13 protein-coding genes are annotated in these 19,154 nt (G+C 72.4%); 1 reads left to right on the top strand and 12 read right to left on the bottom strand.

The features are described 5' to 3' along the window. From HPT28_RS01120 to HPT28_RS01165, 10 genes are all read right to left on the bottom strand, one after another. A complete protein-coding gene (locus HPT28_RS01120; protein ID WP_219088286.1) occupies window positions 1-1,245 on the bottom strand; it encodes an O-antigen ligase domain-containing protein in 1,245 nt (414 codons plus the stop codon). Continuing rightward, entirely contained in the window at window positions 1,242-2,741 is a 1,500-nt protein-coding gene (locus HPT28_RS01125) for a right-handed parallel beta-helix repeat-containing protein (RefSeq protein ID WP_219088322.1), read from the bottom strand. Before HPT28_RS01125 ends, HPT28_RS01120 begins: the two co-directional genes overlap by 4 nt. Window positions 2,742-2,834: 93 nt before the next feature. Further along, complete coding sequence (locus tag HPT28_RS01130) at window positions 2,835-4,778, bottom strand: alginate lyase family protein (protein ID WP_219088287.1); 1,944 nt, start codon at window positions 4,776-4,778, stop codon at window positions 2,835-2,837. Further along, complete coding sequence (locus HPT28_RS01135; protein ID WP_219088288.1) at window positions 4,775-6,964, bottom strand: bi-domain-containing oxidoreductase; 2,190 nt, start codon at window positions 6,962-6,964, stop codon at window positions 4,775-4,777. Before HPT28_RS01135 ends, HPT28_RS01130 begins: the two co-directional genes overlap by 4 nt. Before the next feature lie 25 nt (window positions 6,965-6,989). Next, window positions 6,990-8,912: an asparagine synthase (glutamine-hydrolyzing) gene (asnB, locus tag HPT28_RS01140; protein ID WP_219088289.1), complete on the bottom strand. Its 1,923-nt coding sequence runs from the start codon at window positions 8,910-8,912 to the stop codon at window positions 6,990-6,992. A 3-nt stretch (window positions 8,913-8,915) separates the two neighbouring features. After that, window positions 8,916-10,448, bottom strand: coding sequence for a Wzz/FepE/Etk N-terminal domain-containing protein (locus tag HPT28_RS01145; protein WP_219088290.1), 1,533 nt, complete (start codon window positions 10,446-10,448; stop codon window positions 8,916-8,918). Continuing rightward, entirely contained in the window at window positions 10,445-11,842 is a 1,398-nt protein-coding gene (locus HPT28_RS01150; RefSeq protein ID WP_219088291.1) for a Wzz/FepE/Etk N-terminal domain-containing protein, read from the bottom strand. Before HPT28_RS01150 ends, HPT28_RS01145 begins: the two co-directional genes overlap by 4 nt. Continuing rightward, window positions 11,839-13,104 carry a glycosyltransferase family 4 protein gene (locus HPT28_RS01155; RefSeq protein ID WP_219088292.1) on the bottom strand — a complete coding sequence of 422 codons (1,266 nt, stop codon included), beginning with the start codon at window positions 13,102-13,104 and terminating at the stop codon, window positions 11,839-11,841. Before HPT28_RS01155 ends, HPT28_RS01150 begins: the two co-directional genes overlap by 4 nt. Further along, the gene (locus tag HPT28_RS01160; RefSeq protein ID WP_219088293.1) at window positions 13,094-14,410 is read right to left on the bottom strand and encodes a nucleotide sugar dehydrogenase; all 1,317 of its coding nucleotides are present in this window, start codon (window positions 14,408-14,410) and stop codon (window positions 13,094-13,096) included. The genes HPT28_RS01155 and HPT28_RS01160 overlap by 11 nt, the downstream gene beginning before the upstream one ends. Window positions 14,411-14,468: 58 nt before the next feature. Then, entirely contained in the window at window positions 14,469-15,947 is a 1,479-nt protein-coding gene (locus HPT28_RS01165) for a sugar transferase (protein ID WP_219088294.1), read from the bottom strand. Window positions 15,948-16,768: 821 nt separating this feature from the next. Here HPT28_RS01165 and HPT28_RS01170 point away from each other — a divergent pair. Beyond that, a complete protein-coding gene (locus HPT28_RS01170) occupies window positions 16,769-17,329 on the top strand; it encodes a hypothetical protein (RefSeq protein WP_219088295.1) in 561 nt (186 codons plus the stop codon). Window positions 17,330-17,528: 199 nt separating this feature from the next. Here the strand turns inward: HPT28_RS01170 and HPT28_RS01175 are convergent, their stop codons facing one another. After that, a complete protein-coding gene (locus tag HPT28_RS01175) occupies window positions 17,529-17,771 on the bottom strand; it encodes a hypothetical protein (RefSeq protein WP_257577844.1) in 243 nt (80 codons plus the stop codon). Between the two features lie 66 nt (window positions 17,772-17,837). Next, window positions 17,838-18,713 (bottom strand): IS5 family transposase, encoded by an 876-nt coding sequence (locus tag HPT28_RS01180; RefSeq protein ID WP_219088323.1) that lies wholly within the window; start codon window positions 18,711-18,713, stop codon window positions 17,838-17,840. Between the last annotated feature and the right edge of the window lie 441 nt (window positions 18,714-19,154).

The raw sequence follows: 19,154 nt of genomic DNA on the forward strand, positions 1-19,154 counted from the left end.
TCAGACCACCTCCGGTCTGCGGGCCCAGCGCGGGATGTGCCGCCGTGGGTCGCCGGGCGTCGAGGGGGAAGACGGGACAGCGGGGGAGGCGGCGGGTGCGGCCAGCAGCGAGGCGGCCACGGCCAGATGGAGCAGATAGGGCGAGGCGTCGCCCAGCCCCGCCTCGGTGTACGACGCGATGGCGCAGTAGCTGATCAGGAAGATCGCGCAGGCCCGCGACAGCGAGGGAGGCCGCAACAGCGCGACGCCGCCCAGCACGACGACGAAGGCCGACACCAGGGTGATGCCGGTCAGGCCCTGCTCGTGGTAGACGGCCAGCCAGCTGTTGTCGATCGGCAGCCCGCCGAAGGACTTGTCGCCCAGCCCCGCGCCGAACAGCCGCTCCGAGGTCGTCCGGGGTGCCGCGAGCAGCGCCTCCCACACCTTGGCCCGGCCGGTGAGGCTGGTGAAGTTCTCCTCGCTCTGCCCGCGCAGGAACCACGCCTGCAACAGGGAGTTGAAGGCCACGGCCGCCACGGTGGCGCACAGCACGGTCCAGGCGAAGAAGCGGCGGGCGGCGACACTGGTCAGGGCGAGGGAGCCGATCGCCAGGGCCAGCCCGGCGAGCAGACCGAGCGTGGCCGTCCGGGTATGGGTCAGCGCGAGCAGGACGAGGGCGGGCACGACGACGAGCGCCGCGCCGCGACGGCTGGTCCGGCGGCCCAGGGCGAGCAGCACGGCGAGCCCGGTGATCACTGCCGCGTACTGTCCGATCTGCGGCGGGGTGAGCGGCCACAGCGCGCCGACCAGCCGCCCACCGTAGAGCTCCGGCATGGCGGCGCCCGGTGAGATGAGGGCACCGGCGGCCACCGAGGCGAGGACCAGCGCGTACATCCGGATGTGGTGCCGGACGAAGGTCGGGCCGCCGTCCCACCACCGGCTGAGCAGCCACAGCGTGCCGACGAACAACGCCAGCCGGCCGCAGCGGAACAGCGCGCCGAAGCCGGACTCCGGGTTCGAGCTGGCGATCACGCTCGGCACCAGCAGCAGGGTGAGCAGGAACAGGTAGGCGCTGGGCCGGACGCGCACCCGGGGGTTGACGGCCAGGGCCAGCGCGAACGCGACGGCCAGCGAGCCCATGGTGACCATCTGGATGAGCGAGCGGGGCAGCGGGATGACGGTCTCGGCCCCGGCGGAGCCGAGCGTGTTGACGATCAGGAGCCCCCAGGCGACCCCGACGAGCCTCGGGGTGCGGTCCGCGCTCATGCCGGCCCACCACCCCGCGGGCGGAAGACGCTGCCCACGTCCTGCCGGTAGGGGCCGCCCCGCCACTGTCCGACGTCGAGCGTCCGGCTCGCGTCATGGGCCACGAACGTCCACGGCCCGACGTAGACGTTGTCGCGCCAGCGGTTGCCCTGCTCCAGAGTGATCGCCTCGGCGACGCGTTCCCCCTGGTAGGGCGACCAGTCCGGATACGTGCCGTAGTTGGCCAGCAGCGCCATGCGGCCGCAACTCACCGAGCAGTCGACGACGGAGGTGTCCAGCACGAAGCGGTTGTGGTGGATGTCCACCCGCTGGGTCTTCCACCGGCAGTCGGAGCGGAGCGGGGCGGTGGCGATCCCCGGCTGTACACAGCGGTCGACGTCCCTCACCAGCAGCGTGCAGGCACCCGAGGAGGTGTTGGCCGGGCTGTTGCAGAACCGGTCGGCGTTCTCCCACAGGGTGATCCCGGACCAGTTGTTCTCCAGCACGTTGTGGTGGATCTCGATGTGGTCCGTGCGGGCCCGGACCCGTGGCTCGCCTCCGGACTCGGACACGTAGACGGTCGCGAACGGGAAGCTGTCGCCGCGTTCGGCGTGCCGACGGCCCTCGACCCAGTTGTTGCGCCGGATCATGTTTCTCCGGATGACGGCGTTGTAGCTGGTCTCGTAGATCAGCGCGGCCCCGTCGTTGGCCTCCAGCACGTTGTCCTCGATGCGGAAGTCGTTGTTGTTGGTGTCCGCCCACAGGCCCGGCCCGCGGTTGTCGTGGACCCGGTTGCCCCGCACGTCGGCGCCGTCGACCGCCCAGAACTTGACGCCCCCGGAACAGCCGCACCCCGGCCGCCGCCGCTCCCAGTCGTCGGCGTTGTTGCCCACGATCTCGTTGCCCTCGACCACCAGACCGCTGATCCCGCCGCCCGCCTTGTAGGCGTTCATGCCGTACTGGCCGTTGCCGCGCAGACAGGTGGCGCGCACCTGCTGGCGGTCACCGGCCATCAGCCCGGCGCCGGAGTTGTGCTGGATCGTCGAGTGCTCGATCACCCAGCCGTCGGCGGAGTCGTGGTTGACCACGCCCTCGTTGTGCGGCGCGACGAAGTGCTCCACGGTCAGATGACGGATCGTGACGTCACGAGCCGGGCCGCCGAACGCGTACTGGTTGATCTCCCCGCCGTCGAGCACCGCGCCTGGTGCGCCGAGGTACCGGTTCCCCTCCTTCGGGACGACCTGCGCGTAGCGGTCCCGGGTGAGCGTGTGCCGGCCCGGCGCCAGCCAGAACGTGGTACGCGGCGGGCTGCTCCTCGTCTTCGCGGCCAGGTCACCGGCGACGGCGGGGGATACCGTCACCGCGCCCGCCGGGGCCTTCACCGGTCCGGCGGCGGGCTCGTCGCACACCCGGGCGACGGCGCCGGAGGGCCCGGGCACCGGCTGTGGCCCCGCCTCGCGGGTGCTCTCGCAGCCGGTCGCCGCCAGCAGGGCCAGCGTCAGCGGTGCCGCGGGCAGCGCCCAGCGCCGTGCGCCACCCGGACGTCCCGGCGGCACCGGGAGCACGTCCCGGACGCCGCCCCCCTCTCGACGGAGATCCACCAGCACCCCCTAGCCGTGGAACCCGAGTACGGTGGTCAGTTCGTCCGCGCCGTCCACGGAGCCGGAGCCGACCAGCGTGGTGGCGGGTTCCTTCCGCCCGAAACCGGGGGAGTACCAGCCCAGCGGCGGGTCGCTCTCGCCGCGGTGCGCCCGCCAGGTCAGTTGCCCGGGGAGGTCGAGGGTCGCGGAGCGGTCCGCACCGTCCCGGGTCCAGCTGAGCCGGGCGCGGTTCCCCGCCAGGTCGACGGCGACCGCCGGGCCGAGGTGGAAGGCCAGGCGCACGGCCCGCCGCGGTCCGCGCAGTGCGTCGGTCACCCTCAGCTCCCGGCTCGCGGCCGTCAGCTCCACCCGGCGACGGTGCACCGAGCCGGGGTAGCCCTCGTGCTCGGCGCACCAGCGGGAGACCTCCGCGTCCGAGGGGCCCGGTTCGAGGACGCGGCTGCGGGCGTGCCGGGTCCACAGGAACGGGCCTCCGGAGACGGACTGGTCGGCGCCGTCGACCTCCAGGGTGTTGTGGCCGAGGGTCGACCGGAAGTACCGCCGCCACTCGGGCTGCCCGTGGTAACAGAACGTCCCCGGGTCCGCGAGCACGTCGACGCCGTCGTGCCGGACCTCCACGGACAGCGCGTCGGCGTGGGCGTGCGCGGCGATGGACAGGAACCCGTGCGGACCACCGTCACACCGGCACCAGATCCCCTCCGGGCCCCGCAGGATGGTCATCCCCGCGTCCGCGAAGTGGGCGGGGCGGCTCGCCGGGCGGGGGACGGCCGGCGCCGTGCGCCGCGTCAGCGCGGCCAGCAGCGGGGTGCGCACGTCGGTTCCGGTCACCACCGGCCACCAGCTGAGACGGCCGAACACCGCGTCCCCGGTGGCCAGCAGCGAGGCCCAGCGGTCGGTGCCCGCGCCGTCCACGACCAGGCCGTGACCGTCGTCGGCGTCCCCCTGGCGCGGCGGCCGTAACCGGTCGTCCACGACGGCCGCGAGCGCGTCCGTCATCCGCAGCAGCACCCGGCGGACCGGTGCCGGGACCGGCACGCCCGCGGCGTCCGCCTCGGCCACCGCCGCGAGGCCGAGCTCCAGCACCAGGCCGTGGTACTCGGTGGCCAGCTCGCGGTTGAGACCGGAGCCGAAGGTGTTGCCGCGTAACTGCCGTTCCAGGGTCCGCAGCGCGTCGGCCCGCCAGCGCGGCGAGGCGGGGAACCACCCGAACGCGCAGGCCGCCGCCAGCTGTCCGGCGGCCTCGGCGACGACGTGGTTGTTCGCCGACGAGCCCCGGCTGGGGAAGGCGGCCAGCCAGCGCTGGTGGTGCCAGATCTGGCCGAGTGCCACCGGGTTGTGCTCGAACAGCCCGGCCGCGCCCGGCCAGCCGTCCAGCAGCCGGCGCACCCAGACCCAGGACAGCAGCCGGATGCCCAGCTCGATGCCGCTGGTCCAGTGCACCCCGCGCAGCGGCTCGTTGACCGACCACCACGACCTCAGGTGCCCGGCCACGCGCTCGGCGTACCGCTCGTCCCCGGTGACCGCGTAGGCGGCGGCGAGCACGGTGAGGTACTGGTGCCGGGAGGGCTCCCAGAGCTGCTTGACGTCCCCGACCGCGTTCTCGTCCCGGTACGGCACGTCGAAGGCGTAGCACCCCGGAGCCCTGAGTCCGGTCTTCGGGTCGTACCACCAGTCCGGGTCGGTCATGTCGTCACGGGTCACCCCGAAGTACGTCGCGCGACCGCCCATGAGCCGGTCCGCCTCGGCGACGAGGCGCTTGGCGGCGTCCGGGGGCACCGCGTCGACCGCACCCGGGGGCAAGACGGCGGTGAACCGGGCGCCGGTGACGGCAGGGCAGGAGGGCCGCGCCGAACGCCAGCGCCGTCTGCGCACCGCGTCCCCCACCCGGCCGCCGACCTCGCGCGGCCCCATCCGCGACAGCCGCCGCAGGTACCAGCCCGCGCTCATGCTCATCGGGCCTCCGCGAGCGTCACCGGCGCACCGGTGGCCAGGGCGGTCGGCACGGCGAGGGTGGCCGTCGTGGTGGCGACCAGCGACTCCAGCGGAACCGGCATCGGCCCGCCGGTCCGCACGGCCCGCAGGAAGGCGTCCAGCTCGGCGCGCTGGCCCTTGTCCCGGGCCTTGGGCAGCCGGGAACTGACCCACCGCCTGCGGCCGTACACCGAGGCACGGACGAAGTCGTCGAGCCGCAGCGCGCGGCCGTCGGCCAAGAGGTCCAGCGTCTCCTTGGGGAAGGCGGAGGGGCCCGAGGTGAGGTAGCTGATGGTGGCGACGGACCCGCCCGGATAGCGCAGCACGACCTGAAGGTCCTCGCTGCCGGACGTGGTGACGGCGTACACCGAGACCGGGTCGGCCCCCATCAGCCAGCTCGCCGTGTCGATGAAGTGCCCGCCCTCACCGGCGAACCGCGAGCCCTCGGTGTCGTGCCGGAGGTACCAGCTCCCCTGTTCCAGGCGGCCCGCGTTGACCAGGTAGCGCAGGCTCGCCGGCCCGTTCCTGGCGCCGAAACGCTTCCTGGCCTCCCGCAGCAGCGGCGCGAACCGGCGGTTGAAGCCCACCTGGAGCCGGTCGTTGCCGGACTCCTCCACCGCCGCGAGCACCGTGGCCAGCTCGTCCTCGGTGAGCGCCAGCGGCTTCTCCACGAACACCGCCTTCCCGGCCAGCAGCGCCCTGCGGGTCAGCTCTGCGTGCGAGCTGTGACGGGTGACGACGAACACCGCGTCGACGGCCGGGTCGCCGAGCATGGAGTCGAGATCGGTGGTCGCCCCGGCGAAGCCGAACTTCCGCCGCGCGTTGGCCGCGGACAGGGCCGTCGTGGTGACGACCGTGGAGAGCTCCACCCCGTCGTGCTGGGCCAGATGCGGCAGCAGCATCGACGTCGCGTAGTTCCCCGCGCCCGCGAACGCCAGCCGTACCGGACCACCGGCGCGGCGGGCCGGGCCGGACGCCGCACCGCGCCGCCGCACCGGGGGCACGGCCACCTCCGGGGCCCGCGCCTCCTCCGCCACCCCCGCTTCCCCGGGGTACCGGAACAGGACGGCCACGGCCTTCAGGCCGCCGTCGTGCATGCTCCGGTACGTCTCGACGGCGTCCTCGAAGGCGGCCGTGTGCGAGATCAGCGGCTCCACGTCGACGCGGCCACGGGCCGCCAGGTCGAGGAAGCACGCCAGGTTGCGGCGCTCGGTCCAGCGCACGTACCCGATCGGGTAGTCCCGGCCCTCCAGCTCGTACCCCGGGTCGTAGCGCCCCGGGCCGTAACTGCGGGAGAACCGCACGTCGAGTTCCTTCTCGTAGTACGCGTTCCACGGAAGGTCCAGGCGGCACTTGCCGATGTCGACGACCCGGCCGCGGTCCCGGCTCAGCTTGGCGGCCAGCTCGACGGGCTCGTTGCCGCCCCCACCGGCGGCCAGGTACACCTGGTCGACACCGTGCCCGCCGGTGAGTTCGGCGACGGCGTTCCCCACCCTCGCCGATCCGGCCTCGCCGGCCGCCGCCGCGCCCAGCGACTCGGCGAGCTCGCAGCGCACCGGATCGGGGTCGACCCCGATCACGCGGGCTCCCGAGGCGGTCAGCAACTGCGCCACGAGCTGCCCGATCAGGCCGAGGCCGATCACCAGCGCCACGTCGCCCAGTTGCGGCTCGCCCTGGCGGACGCCCTGCAACGCGATCGACCCGACGGTGCCGAAGGCCGCGTGCCGCGCCGCGAGGCCGTCCGGCACCGGGACGTAGAGGTTCCTCGGCACCCAGTTCAGCTCGGCGTGCAGCGCGTGCTCGTTGCCGGCGCAGGCCACGAGGTCACCGACCGCCACGTCGTCGATCCCGGCGCCGACCTCCTCGACCACCCCGCACAGGGAGTACCCCAGCGGTGTGTAGGAGTCCAGTCGGTTCATCACCTTGCGGTAGGTGGCGGCCATCCCGCTGGTCGCCACGCTCTGTGCGACCTTGGCCACCTGGTCCGGCCGGGAGCGGGCCTTGCCCAGCATCGACATCCCGGCCTCGGACACCTTCATGAGCTCGGTACCGGTGGATATCAGCGAGTAGGCGCTCCGGACCAGCACCCCCTTCGGCCTGCATCCCGGCGCGGGCACGTCGAGCAGCGCCAGCTCGCCGCTCTTGTAGTTCTGCACAACCTGTTTCACCGAGGTCCTCTCGTCGCTTCAGTCGTCAGGGGAGCTGGCCGGACCCGGAGGTCGCGCCGCGGTACCAGTACTCGAGGGTCAGCACGTGCCACAGATGCTTGGAGAAGTCGCGGTGCCCGGCCGCGTCCTCGGCGGCCATCCGCGTCAGCGCCTCACGGCGCAGCAGCCCGGAGCGGACGAGCAGGCCGTCATGGGCCACCTCGCGCACCAGCGGCGCCAGATCGCGGCTCATCCAGGCCCGCAGCGGGGCGCTGAACAGGCCCTTGGGCCGGTACACGATCTCCCGGGGGAGGACCGAGCAGGCCGCCTCCTTGAGGACGGCCTTGCCCTGCCGCCCGACGATCTTGCGTTCCCCGGGGACGGCGAACGCCGCCCTGACCACCTCGACGTCCACGTACGGCACCCGCACCTCGGTGGACGCGGCCATACTCGACCGGTCCGTGTACGCGAGGTTCAGACCGGGCAGGAACATCCGGGCGTCCGTCAGGCACATGCGGTTGACGAAGTCGTCCAGATCGTTGTCGTGGTAGACGTCCGCGTGCTCGGTCAGCACGTCCTCGACCGTTCCGGCCAGATCCGGGTCGACCAGGGCGAGCAGTCCGGCCTGGTCGTACATGGTGTAGCTGCGCCGGAACGCGGTCTCCTCCGGGAGGCCGGCGAAGGAGAGGAACCGCTTGGCGAAGCGCACCGAGCGGTAACCCCGGCGGGCCGAGGCGACCGGCAGCCGGTCCACGGCCGCCGACAGGCCGCGCCGGACGGGCCCCGGGACACGCTGGTAGCGCAGGGCGAGCACGTTGGCCAGGTGCTTGCGGTACCCGGCGAACAGCTCGTCGGCGCCCATGCCCGAGAGCATCACCTTGACCCCGGCCTCCCGGGCGGCCGAGCAGATCAGATAGGTGTTGATCGCGGCCGGGTCACCGATCGGCTCGTCCAGGTGGTAGGTCATCCGTGGCAGCACGTCGAGCACGTCCGGAGCGATCTCGATCTCGTGCAGGTCGACGCCGAACCGCTCGGCCACCCGGCGGGCGTGCCGAAGGTCGTCCGGCATCGCCTCGAACCTCGCGTCCTCGGAGCGGAAGCCGATCGTGTAGGCGGAGATCCCGGGGTGGTCGCGGGCGGCCAGCGCGGTCAGGTAACTGGAGTCCAGCCCCCCGGAGAGGAAGGTCGCCACGGGGACGTCGGAGAGCAGGTGACGCCGGGTCGACTCCTCGACGACGGCGGCGATGTCGGGCTGCTCACCGTCGCGGGCCCGCTCCCGGCCCTCGGCGGCGACGTCCCGCAGATGCCAGAACCGGCCGCGCCGCACCTGTCCGTCGGGCCCGCACCGCAGCCAGGTGCCCGGCGGGAGCTTCTCCGCCTCGCGGAACGCGCACCGGGAGTCCGGCACCCAGTAGTACAGCAGTGAGGCGACGAGCGCCGCGGGGTCCACGTCCAGCGATCCGCCCGTCCCGGCGGCGAGCGCCTTGAGCTCGGAGGCGAACACCAGTCCGGTGCCGCGCCGGAGCAGGAACAGCGGCTTGATGCCGAGCTGGTCGCGGGCGAGCACCAGGTCACCGGTGCGCTCGTCGAAGATGCCGAACGCGAACATGCCGCGCAGGCGGGGAAGGCAGTCGGTGCCCCAGCGCCGCCAGGCCTCCAGCAGCACCTCGGTGTCGGAGGTACCGCGGAAGCGCACCCCGGACGCGGCCAGTTCGGCGCGCAGCTCGGGAGCGTTGTACAGCTCGCCGTTGTAGGTGAGGGCGAGGCCGTCCGAGACCATCGGCTGGGAGCCGGTCACGGTCAGGTCGATGACGGACAGACGACGGTGCCCGAGGTGCACCTCGCCGTCACCGAGGGGGTGGCTGTAGCGGCCCGTGCCGTCCGGGCCGCGGTGGGCGAGGATGTCGGTGAGCCGGTCGGTGACGGCCTTTCCGTCCGGCCACCGGTACGTGCCTGCGATGCCACACATGTCCTACCGCGCCTCCTCGTTGCCGTCAGGAACCCGTGCCGCGCCCGCCGGGAGCCGCTCCGCGCTCCGCGCCGTCCCGTTCCGCCGGGTCGGCCGGGTCTCGTGTCCGTGCGGCGCGGTGGGTGCCCCGTCCCACAGCGTGCCGTCGGTCCGGTCGAGCGGATCGGGGTCGGTCAGCACCACGCCGAGCACGGTGACGCGCTGGTCGGCGAGCTGCCGTGCCACCGTGTGCAGCCATGCGGTGCTGCCGTACCCCGCCCGCACGACGAGCACCGTCCGGGTGCCGAGGTGCCGCAGGTCGCTCCACGCCGTTCCGGGGGCCACCGAGCCGACGCCGAGCCGCCGCTGCCGGGACGGCGCGTCCCCGGCGTCCTCGTCGCCGACGACGGCCGGGTCCCCGGGTCTGGGACGGCGGTCCGCGAGCCGCCGGCCGGGCAGGCCGTCGACGACGACCACCGGCTCCTTCGCGGCCAGGGTCCGGGCCAGATCGAGCGCGAGCGCGCTCGTGCCCCGCGCACACCCCAACTCCAGGAGCGACACCGGTTCCGCCGCGCCGCGCACGGTGCGGGCCAGGGTCGCGGTGAGTCGTGAGCGCGCCGAGCGGGCCCGACGGCGCCGCCACCGCGGCCCACCGGGCGCTTCCGCGATGACCGACGCGCCGAGGTGCGCCGCGATGTCCCGGCGCAGCACGGGGCGGTCCGCCACCACCGCGGTCACCGCGGCGAGGGAGAGTCCGAGGACGAGTCCGAGGACGAGCCCGATCGCGCCGTTGGTCGCGGCCGTCCGGGGCACGGAGTGCCGCACGGTGCGCGGGGCGTCCACGATCTGGGTGCCGGAGACGAGGTCGGCGACGCCTACCCGCGCCTCCGTGGCGCGTCGAGCGAACTCACTGATCTGTGAGGTGAGTTCGGCCCGGCGGGCGAAGAGCGACTCCAGATCCGCCGGGGATTCGGGGCCGTCGCTCTCGGCCGGGGCCTCCTCGATCGCCCGGTTGACCCCGGTGAGTTCGTCCCGCAGCCGGTCGCGCTGGGCGAGCAGCGCGGTGGCCTCGGCGTCCGCGGCCTCCCGGATCCGCCGCACGTGGTCCGCGACGAACGCGTCGGCCAGCGCCTGGGCGCGGGCCACGGCCTCCGCGTCGCTGTCACCGCTCACGGTGATCTGCAACAGGTTGTTCGTCACGCCGAGGCCCTCGTAGTCCTCCATGAAGTTCTCCGGATCCTGTGCGGAATCCAGGTCCCGCAGGGCCTGTCCGGCGATCCGGGTGGTGTGCAGCAGAGCGACGTCGGTGCGGATCAGCGTGCCGGGGTCGTTCGGCTGGTCCGCCTCGTGTGCGACGAGCACCTTGGTCACCGCGGTGGGCGGCGGTGGCAGCAGGGCCGCCGCCGCCGCGCCGACGAGCAGGCCCAGCAGGGCCAGGGAACACCACAGGCGGCGTCGCCTCCGTACGGACACCACCAGCGTCTGCAGGTCCAGCAGCGGTGCGCCGGGGGAGGGTTCGGGCGTCGCCGGCGTCGCCGGTGTCGTCGTCGGCGTCACCCCGCACCTCCCGTCGTGTCCCGGGCCTTCGCGCCCACCGGTGTGGCGGCACGCCGGGGGCGGTCGGCGGAGCGTGCCGCCCGGGCCCGGACGGGTTCGGCGAGGACGACGCCGACGACCTCCTGCCGGGCGTCCGCGCAGGCCTCGGCCACTTTGGCCAGCTCCTCCGTGCTCAGGCCGCCCGCGCTGAGCACGACCACGGCCCCCGACGCGTCGTCGGCCTCCGGCACGACCGGCCGCGACACCGGGACCTCCACCACGCGCAGCAGGGGGCCTTCCCCGCCCGAGGGGCCCGGCGAGGGATCGTCCACCGCCTCGGCGGCGAGCCGTTCGGCGGCACCGCGGGCGATCGCGTCGCCCTCCGGAACGATGACCAGCAGCCTCCGGTGTCCGGGCAGCAGCTCCCCGAGGCGGGCACACACCCGCCGGTAGCGGATGCGCCGCCCCGCCTCGTCGCCGGACGTCCGAGGGGCCGGTGCGTCCCACCGGACGTCGACGCCCAGCAGCGCGCGGACCCGGGCGCGCGGGCCGGAGACCTCCGCCCGGGGCGCGGTGTCCTCGGCACAGACGTCGACGGTGCCCAGCGGGACCGAGCGCAGCGCCGCGGCGGTTTCCGGTCCGGTGCGCGGCCGACGGTTCATCCGGGCGGCGGCGAGGTGTCCGAGGACCGCGAGCAGCAGGGCCAGCAGCGCTCCGCCCATGATGAGCTGCGCCCTCGTCGGCGGCGCCTCGCCGTCCGGCCGGGCGGCCGGGCCCATGACGACCATGCTGGCCTGCCCGGCGGCCGGGTCGGCGGCGTCGAGCGCGTCACCGGCCTTTTGCAGCGCGGTGCGCAGTTTCGTGAGCTCGGTGCGGGTCTGCACGCTCTCCACGGTCCGTCCGGGATCGGCCGCCTCGGCCAGCTCGGTGATGCGGCGGCTGGTCCGCATCACGAGCTGCCGCAGCGACTCGGACCCCTCCGCCGCCTCGGACGCGGGGCCCTCGCCCGTCAGCCCGGCGGCGAAGGCGACGAACTGCCGGGCCATCTGGTCGGCGAGCTGCTGGGCCCGCTCCGGGGTGTCGGCCGTGCCCGAGATCTCGATGATGTTCCCGTCGGCGGCCGTGGCGCTGACATCCTCCCGCAGCTCACCGCCGCTCACCCCGGGCCAGTCGAGCGTGGCGGCCGCGCGGTCGGCGACCACCGAACTGTCGGCGATCGCCGCCTGGGTGAGCAGCTCACGCTCTCCCCAGGCCCCGGGCAGCACCACGGACGCCGACGTCGTGTAGCGCGGCGGGAACAGCACGGAGGTGCCGTAGCCGACGAGCGCGCCCACCACGGTGAGGAGGGCGAGAAGCCGCCAACGGCGGTGGATCATCCGCCCGATCGTGGCCAGGCGTATCGTCTCATCGCTCAACGACGCGGCCTCTTCCCGGTCCGGAGCGCGGCGCTGGACGACACCGGGGTCAGGCCACGGCAGGCCGCCGCGTAGGCGGCGAGCAGCGCCGTCTGCGAGTTGCGCCACGCGAGCGGCCCGTTGATCCGCTCCCGGCCGATCGCGCCCATCCTCGCCCGCCGCTCCGGATCGTCCAGCAGCTCCGCGACGAGCCCGGCGAAGGCGGCCTCGTCGTTGCCGGCCGCGTAGACGGCGGCGTCACCGGCGGAGACCCGCGCCTCCCGGAGGTCGAACGAGACGATCGGCCGCCCCATCACCATGTACTCCAGGACCTTGTTCATGGTCGACACGTCGTTGAGCGGGTTGTGCGGGTCGGGGGAGAGGCACACGTCCGCGGTGGACAGGTAGCGCACGAGGTCGGCGTCCGGGACGCGCCCGGTGAACTCGACGTGGTCGGCGAGCCCGAGCCGCCGGGACAGCTCCACCATCGCGTCGAAGGTGTCACCGGCGCCGACGAACACCGCGTGCCAGTCGGTCCGTCCAAGCTCGTCACGCAGCTTCGCGAGGGCACGCAGGGCGTAGTCGACGCCGTCCTGCGGGCCCATGACGCCGAGGTAGCACAGCAGATGAGGCTTGCCGCGCATGAGGCCGGGCTCGGCCGGTACGGGGTGGAAGCGTGCGACGTCGGGCGCGCTGCGCACCACGAAGACGTCCTCCGCGCGCCGTCCGCCCCGGCGTACCGCGACGTCCCGGTAACTCTCGTTCGTGGCGAGCACGACGTCCGCGGTCCGGTAGGTCAGCCGCTCCAGCCCGCACACGGCGCGGTAGAGCAGGTCCTTCCCGCGGCCGAACCGGGAGAGGTACAGCTCGGGTACGAGGTCGTGCTGGTCGAAGACGAACCGCGCCCCGCGCCGCTTCAGCCACAGGGCGGGGAGGAACAGCAGGTCCGGCGGGTTGCAGGCGTGGACGACGTCGACCGGGCCGACCTTCCGGGCCAGCCGGAGGGTGTGCCACAACGCCGACCCGTACTCCCGCGGGTAGCCGGCCGGTCCGCCCGTGGCCGCCCGCAGGGGGTAGCGGTGGATCCGCACCCCGTCGATCTCCGCCTCCGCCTCCGTGTCGCGTCTGTTCCCCCGGGGGCAGATGACGTGCACCGTCCAGCCGGCGTCGCGCAGGGTCGTGCACTCCTGCCACACCCGCCGGTCGAACGGCACGGACAGGTTCTCCACCAGGATCAGCGCGCGCCGGCCGGACCGGTCGCCGCCGGCCGTGTCACCAAGCAAGGCCCAGGTACTCCGGTTCTGTCTTGCGCGTGTCCGCGTCGGGAAGGTGGACGAGGTCGACGATCACGGGGCCGTGGCCGTGCGGCAGCGCCGAGACGACGGCCGGGTCCCGGGTCCCGACCAGGCACACCTCGGCGTGCTCGAGCACCTCCTCGACGGAGTCGGCGAGCAGTTGCGCGAGGTGGGGAAGCCTGGTCTCGATGTACTCACGGTTGGCCCCGAGCAGCCGGGACAAGCTCACGTTGGCGTCGTAGATCCGCAGGTCGTACCCCTTGCCGTAGAGCCGCTCGGCCAGCTCGACGAGCGGGCTCTCGCGCAAGTCGTCGGTGCCCGGTTTGAAGGACAGCCCGAACAGCCCGGCCCGGCGTTTGCCGGTGCGCTCGACCAGCTCCACCGCACGCTGCAGATGGTCGGCGTTGGAGGGCAGTACGTGGGAGAGGATGGGCACCGAGACGTCGGCGCGGCGCGCGGTGTGGACCAGGCTGCGCAGGTCCTTGGGCAGGCACGAGCCACCGAAGGCGAAGCCGGGCCGCAGGTAGGCGGGGCTGATGTTCAGCTTGCGGTCGGCCAGGAACACGTCCATCACCTGCTGGGAGTCCACCCCGAGGGCCTGGAACACCGCTCCCAGCTCGTTGGCGAAGCCGATCTTGAGGCCGTGGAACGCGTTGTCCGCGTACTTGATGGCCTCCGCCGTCGGGATCGGCACCCGGAAGACCTCGCCGGGCAGGCCCTCGTACAGTGCCCTGACGACCTCGCCGCTCGCCGGGTCGAGCTCGCCGATGACCGTCTTGGGCGGATCGTGGAAGTCCCGCACACTCGTGCCCTCGCGCAGGAACTCCGGGTTGACCGCGACTCCGAAGTCCACCCCGGCCGTACCGCCCGCGGCCTTCTCCAGGATCGGCACCAGCAGGTTCAGGCAGGTGCCCGGGAGCATCGTGCTGCGGAACACGACGGTGTGCCGCGCACCCCGCTCGGCGAGCGCGCTGCCGATCTGCTCCGTGACCCGCTCCAGGTAGGTCGTGCACAGGCTCCCGTTGGGCTCGGACGGAGTGCCCACGCAGACCAGCGACACCTCGCTGTCCCGGACCGCCGCACGGACGTCGCCGGTCGCACGTAACGCCCCGGTCCGCACAGCCTCGGCCGTCAGTTCGCCGATACTCTCCTCGACGACGGGAGCCCTGCCGTCGTTGACCAGGTCGACCTTGACCTGGTTCACGTCCACCCCGATGACCTCGTGCCCCATCCTGGCCAGGCACGCGGCTGACACGCAGCCCACGTAGCCGAGCCCGAAAACGCTGACCCTCATGCTCGGTTCCTTTCCACAGGCAGGCCCTCCCGGGCCGCGTTCCGCGCGTCCGCGCGCATCAGTAGGCCCCCTGCCCGCGGAGCACCGCACGCAGCGTCTTCCACAAGATCACCGTGTCCAGGGCGAGCGACCAGTCCTCCACGTACCTCAGGTCCAGCCGGACCGTCTCCTCCCAGGACAGATCGCTGCGTCCGCTGATCTGCCACAGGCCGGTGAGCCCCGGCTTGACCAGCAGCCGCCGCCGGATGTCCGGGCCGTAGGCGGCGGACTCCTCCGGCAGCGGAGGCCGCGGGCCGACGAGTGACATCGACCCGGTGAGCACGTTGAAGAGCTGCGGCAGCTCGTCCACCGAGTACCGGCGCAACGCCGCTCCCACTCGCGTCACCCGTGGGTCCCGGCGGAGCTTGAACAGCAGGCCGGCGCCCTCGTTGCGGTCGGCCAGCTCGGCCCGTGCCCGGTCGGCCCCGGCGACCATGGTGCGGAACTTGAGCATGGTGAACTCGCGGCCGTCCTTGCCGACCCTGCGCTGGCGGTACAACGCCCCGCCCCGGCTGTCCAGCAGCACGAGCAGCGCGACGCCCAGCATCAGCGGGGCGAACAGCAGCAGCAGGACCGTCGCGCCCACCCGGTCGACGATGCCCTTGATCACCCGGCGCCCCCCGGTGAAGGCCGGCATGCTGACCCGCAGCAGGGGAATTCCGAGCACCGCGTCGATGTGCAGCCGTGGTCCGGCCACCTCCATCAGGACGGGAGCCACGATCATCTCGGCGTCGCTGCCCTCGATGTTCCACGCCAGCCGCTGTAGCCGGTCCGGTGACCAGTGCGGGTCGGGGGTGACGGCGACCACCCGGTAGCCGTCGCGGCGGACGTGGTCGGCCACCTCCGCCAGCCGGCCCACGACCGGCACGCCGTCCAGATGGTCGCCGTCCGGCCCCAGACCCTCCGGGGTGCACACCGCGTCGACCCGCCAGCCGAGGTGCGGGAACTTGCTGGTCCGGGTGATCAGTTCGCGCAGGGTGACCGGGCTCCCGGCGGCGAGTACCGGCCGCAGACAACGGCCTTCGTTGCGCTGTTTGTGCAGCCAGAGCCGCAGCAGATAGCGGGCCGTCATGGTGACGAGCGCGATCGCGGGGATCGCGACGAAGATCCAGAGTTTGATGTTGCGCGAGGTCAGGGCGATTCCCGCGAGGGCCAGCACGACGGTCGCCGTGAACAGCGCGCGTCCGAGCCTGCGGAATTCCTCCGCACCCTGGCCGAGTACGGCCGGAGCCCACGCTCGGCTCACCGCCAGGGTTCCCAGCACCAGCAGTTCGGTGGCGAATGCGAGAATGCCCCATTTCTCGTGCCAGTCGGCCGCGTCCCGGGCCCCGAAGAAGTTACCGATCGCCGCCACCACGCAGGCGGTGGCCATCGTGTCCCCGGCGATCACGTAGCGCCGGTAGCGCTGCTCCCAGTCAACCGTGGGCCGGTTGATCGTCCCGCTCGCCAGACGCCCGTGCGCCGACGGAGACGGGCTGACTAATCCCGCTTGCCGCACAGAACCCCCCAGGTTCGACGTGCTCGCCCAACACCGTTCCTCCACAAGGGGAGGCCCCTGTCGTCCCGCCCCACTGTCCTGCTCCACGGCAGACGGCCATGCCGTCTCCGCGCACGACGTTGCGACCCAGCGCCGGGTTCATCTGGGCAACCCACCCCGGCCGCAGCGGACTCCTGTGTCCTTGCCCTGCCTGGCTCCCGAGGGCCGCGGAAACGCGAAACCTCGTGTCAGCGCACCGAAGGCCCCCTCCCGGGATCCGTGAATCGACCACCCCAAGGCTGCCGCCGAGGGCACGACGTCTGGCTTTCCTCGGCCCGGTCCTGAAGATCGTTGAGGTGCGCCTCAGGCCCGGACGGATGAAGCACGGTCAATCTAGACCATCGTCTGTTGGTATGAAGAGAGTATGTGTGAAATTCGTGCTGGAGATTTGGAATTAGCTCACGTGTTCGGTGAAGTGCGGTGAGCGCCTTGACATCACCGTGCACACCAGCCCCTGCCGCCGCCCCCGTTCCCGCCCTGAGTGGATCATGAATTCGAGGGAGTTCACGGCTGGGCCGAAGAGTGGCCGAAATGCCTTTGCCTGGCCGGAAAGGGGGCGACGGGTGTGCGGTGATCAGATGTCGCGGAAGAGACCAGCCAGCCCCGTGACCTGCCGCGACGACCTCCTGTGGGGCGCTGACCTGCGCGAATGACCTTTCGGCTGTTTCACGCTCGTGCCGCTTGATGGGGCCGGAAGTCCCAGAGAAGTCCCAGAGGACTCCCACATCTGACGGACGCCCTTCCCGCTCTATGGGGGTGAGGCAGCGCGGCGTGGGCTGGAGATGGTCATTGGTGGTCCGCCTGATCGCCTCACCACCGACGACCTCGACCGCTACCTCCAATCCAAACACCCGCCCCACCCGACCCGCGAACAACTCCACGCCGCAGGCAGAGGCAGCCTGCACACCCTGGCCGGCCGCGGCCCGCTCACCGGCAAGCAGGTCCAGCAGGCCCGCGACGAGATCCGCCTCGTGACTGCCTTCCTCGATCGCCTCGCCGATCGTGGACGATCCCTCGCCAACTGCACGCAGGCCGATGTCGATGCCTGGAACGCCGCCGGCTATACCGCCCGCGCCGCGCCGCGCCGTGGCCGCTCGCGCGGCCCCGGCGCCCCTTTGGGCGGGGCTACTCGCGCCCGGCGCTGGTGCCTCACCCATGCCTCCCTGCGGTGGGCGATGCGGTCCAAGCACATGCCGAAGGTCGTCGTTTCGCGCCGCTCCACAAGCAATCCCGCCCCGCTCGCCCAGCACCAACGGCTCGCGCTGCTTCGACAACTCGTGAACCGCGACGACGTGCCGCTCCAGGACTGCGTCGCCGCCGTGCTCGTCCTTCTCTACGCCTAGCCGCTCACCCGGATCACCCGGCTTGGCACCGACGACATCCGGCACCAGGGCGGCGAGGTCCTGGTCCGGCTCGGCGACCCGCCGTCGCCCGTCCCGGCCCCGTTCGCCGGGCTGCTGCTGGACTACCTGGGGCAGCGGCCGAACACCATGACCGCGACTAGGGCCTGTTGCGAAAGTGGCTGAAGGTGCGGGGTGTCGTTCAGAGACTGCGGATGGCCTCGGCCAGGTCGGATCCGTAGGAGGCCCAGCAGATCACCGAGCCGTCATCGTCGAGTTGCCCCATGAACCACTCACCGTCGTCCCTCACGAGGCACAACTCGTGGAACGCAAGAATCACATCGGGCCGAAGCGGCTCGTAGTCGTCCTGGCCGGCCACCTCGACGACTACGAGCCGATCGAAGGAGAGCGGGGCGGCGCTTGGGTCTCCGGAAAGAGCGCGCACGCGCTCAATCGTCCATCCGGCGGGGAGTTCTGAGTCCACCGGCGCATGGTCCCAGCAGGGCCCCCGTCACAGCCACTCGTTAAGGACTGCGACCAGCACGGTCGCCTCGTAGCGGACGGCGAGCTTGTCGTACCGGGTGGCGACGGCACGGTGTCTCTTTAGGCGGTTGATCCCGCACTCGACAGCATGACGCTCGCGGTAGTCGACTGCGTCAAAACGTGGCGGCCTGCCACCGCGGGAGCCGAGCTTCCGGCGGTTGCGCGCCTGGTCGGCCTTGTCGGGGATGGTGCAGCGGATCCCGTGGCGGCGCAGGTAGGCACGGTTCCTGCGGGAGGCGTACGCCTTGTCCGCCCGCACTCGATCGGGGCGGACGCGTGGCCGGCCCGGCCCGAGGCGGGGTACGCGAACTTTCTCCAGCACCGGTTCGAACTGCGGTGAGTCTCCACGCTGTCCTGCCGTCACCACAATCGCCATGGGCTTCTGGCCCTGCTCGACGGCCAGGTACAGCTTGGTGGTGAATCCGCCGCGCGACCGTCCCAGTCCGTGATCTCCGGGCTCTTCGTGGACACCGCCTGGTGGTTCTTTCTGCAGGTCACCCTCCCTTCGGGCTCCGGCCGCGTGCTGGTGGGCGCGGTAGACCGTGGAGTCGACGTTCAGGTCCCAGACGATCGTGCCTTTCGCATCGGCCTGAGACTGGAGACGGATGAGGACGCGGTGCCAGGTGCCGTTGCGCTGCCATCGGCGAAACAGGTCGTAGACCCGGTTCCATGGTCCGTACTCGACGGGCACGTCCCGCCACGGAACACCGGTCCGGACCCGGAACCGTATGCCGTCGATCAGCTGCCGCCGAGGCCAGACGGGCGGCCGCCCCGCCTTCGCGCCCTTCGGCATCAACGGCTCCAGCACCGCCCACTGCTCGTCCGTGAGATCTCCCCGACTCATGACCGTGATCATCCACAGCCCAAGATCCACTTTCGATACACGGCCTAATCCGGACTCCCGATGGCTCTTCCCCGGCCGCCGGGCCGGACAGCCCATGACCCCGGAAGCCCTGGAACTCCGACTCCGTCACCTGGCCTTCCCGACCCAGCGAGGACGCACAGCGGCGATCCGCCACCTCGTCCTCCAGGCCCCGGCCCCGGTGGTCGCCCGGATGCTCGGCTACCACGATGACACCACCGTCCAGCTCGCTGCCGAGGCCGGAGGAACCTGGCGGCACTATGCCTCTGCGACCACTCACGCTGACTTCACGTCGACCTGCGCAGCATCGGTTAGCAGGGTGCCGTCCTGGCGAGTCGGGCGCCGGACTTAGCGGGCCGTCGCCGACACTGAGCTGATTCCAACCTGGTTGGCTGGCTGGATAGTTGTGCCGTAGGGGGCGGT

Origin of the sequence: Streptomyces sp. JJ38 (assembly GCF_019303475.1) — a bacterium.
Lineage (GTDB): Bacteria > Actinomycetota > Actinomycetes > Streptomycetales > Streptomycetaceae > Streptomyces.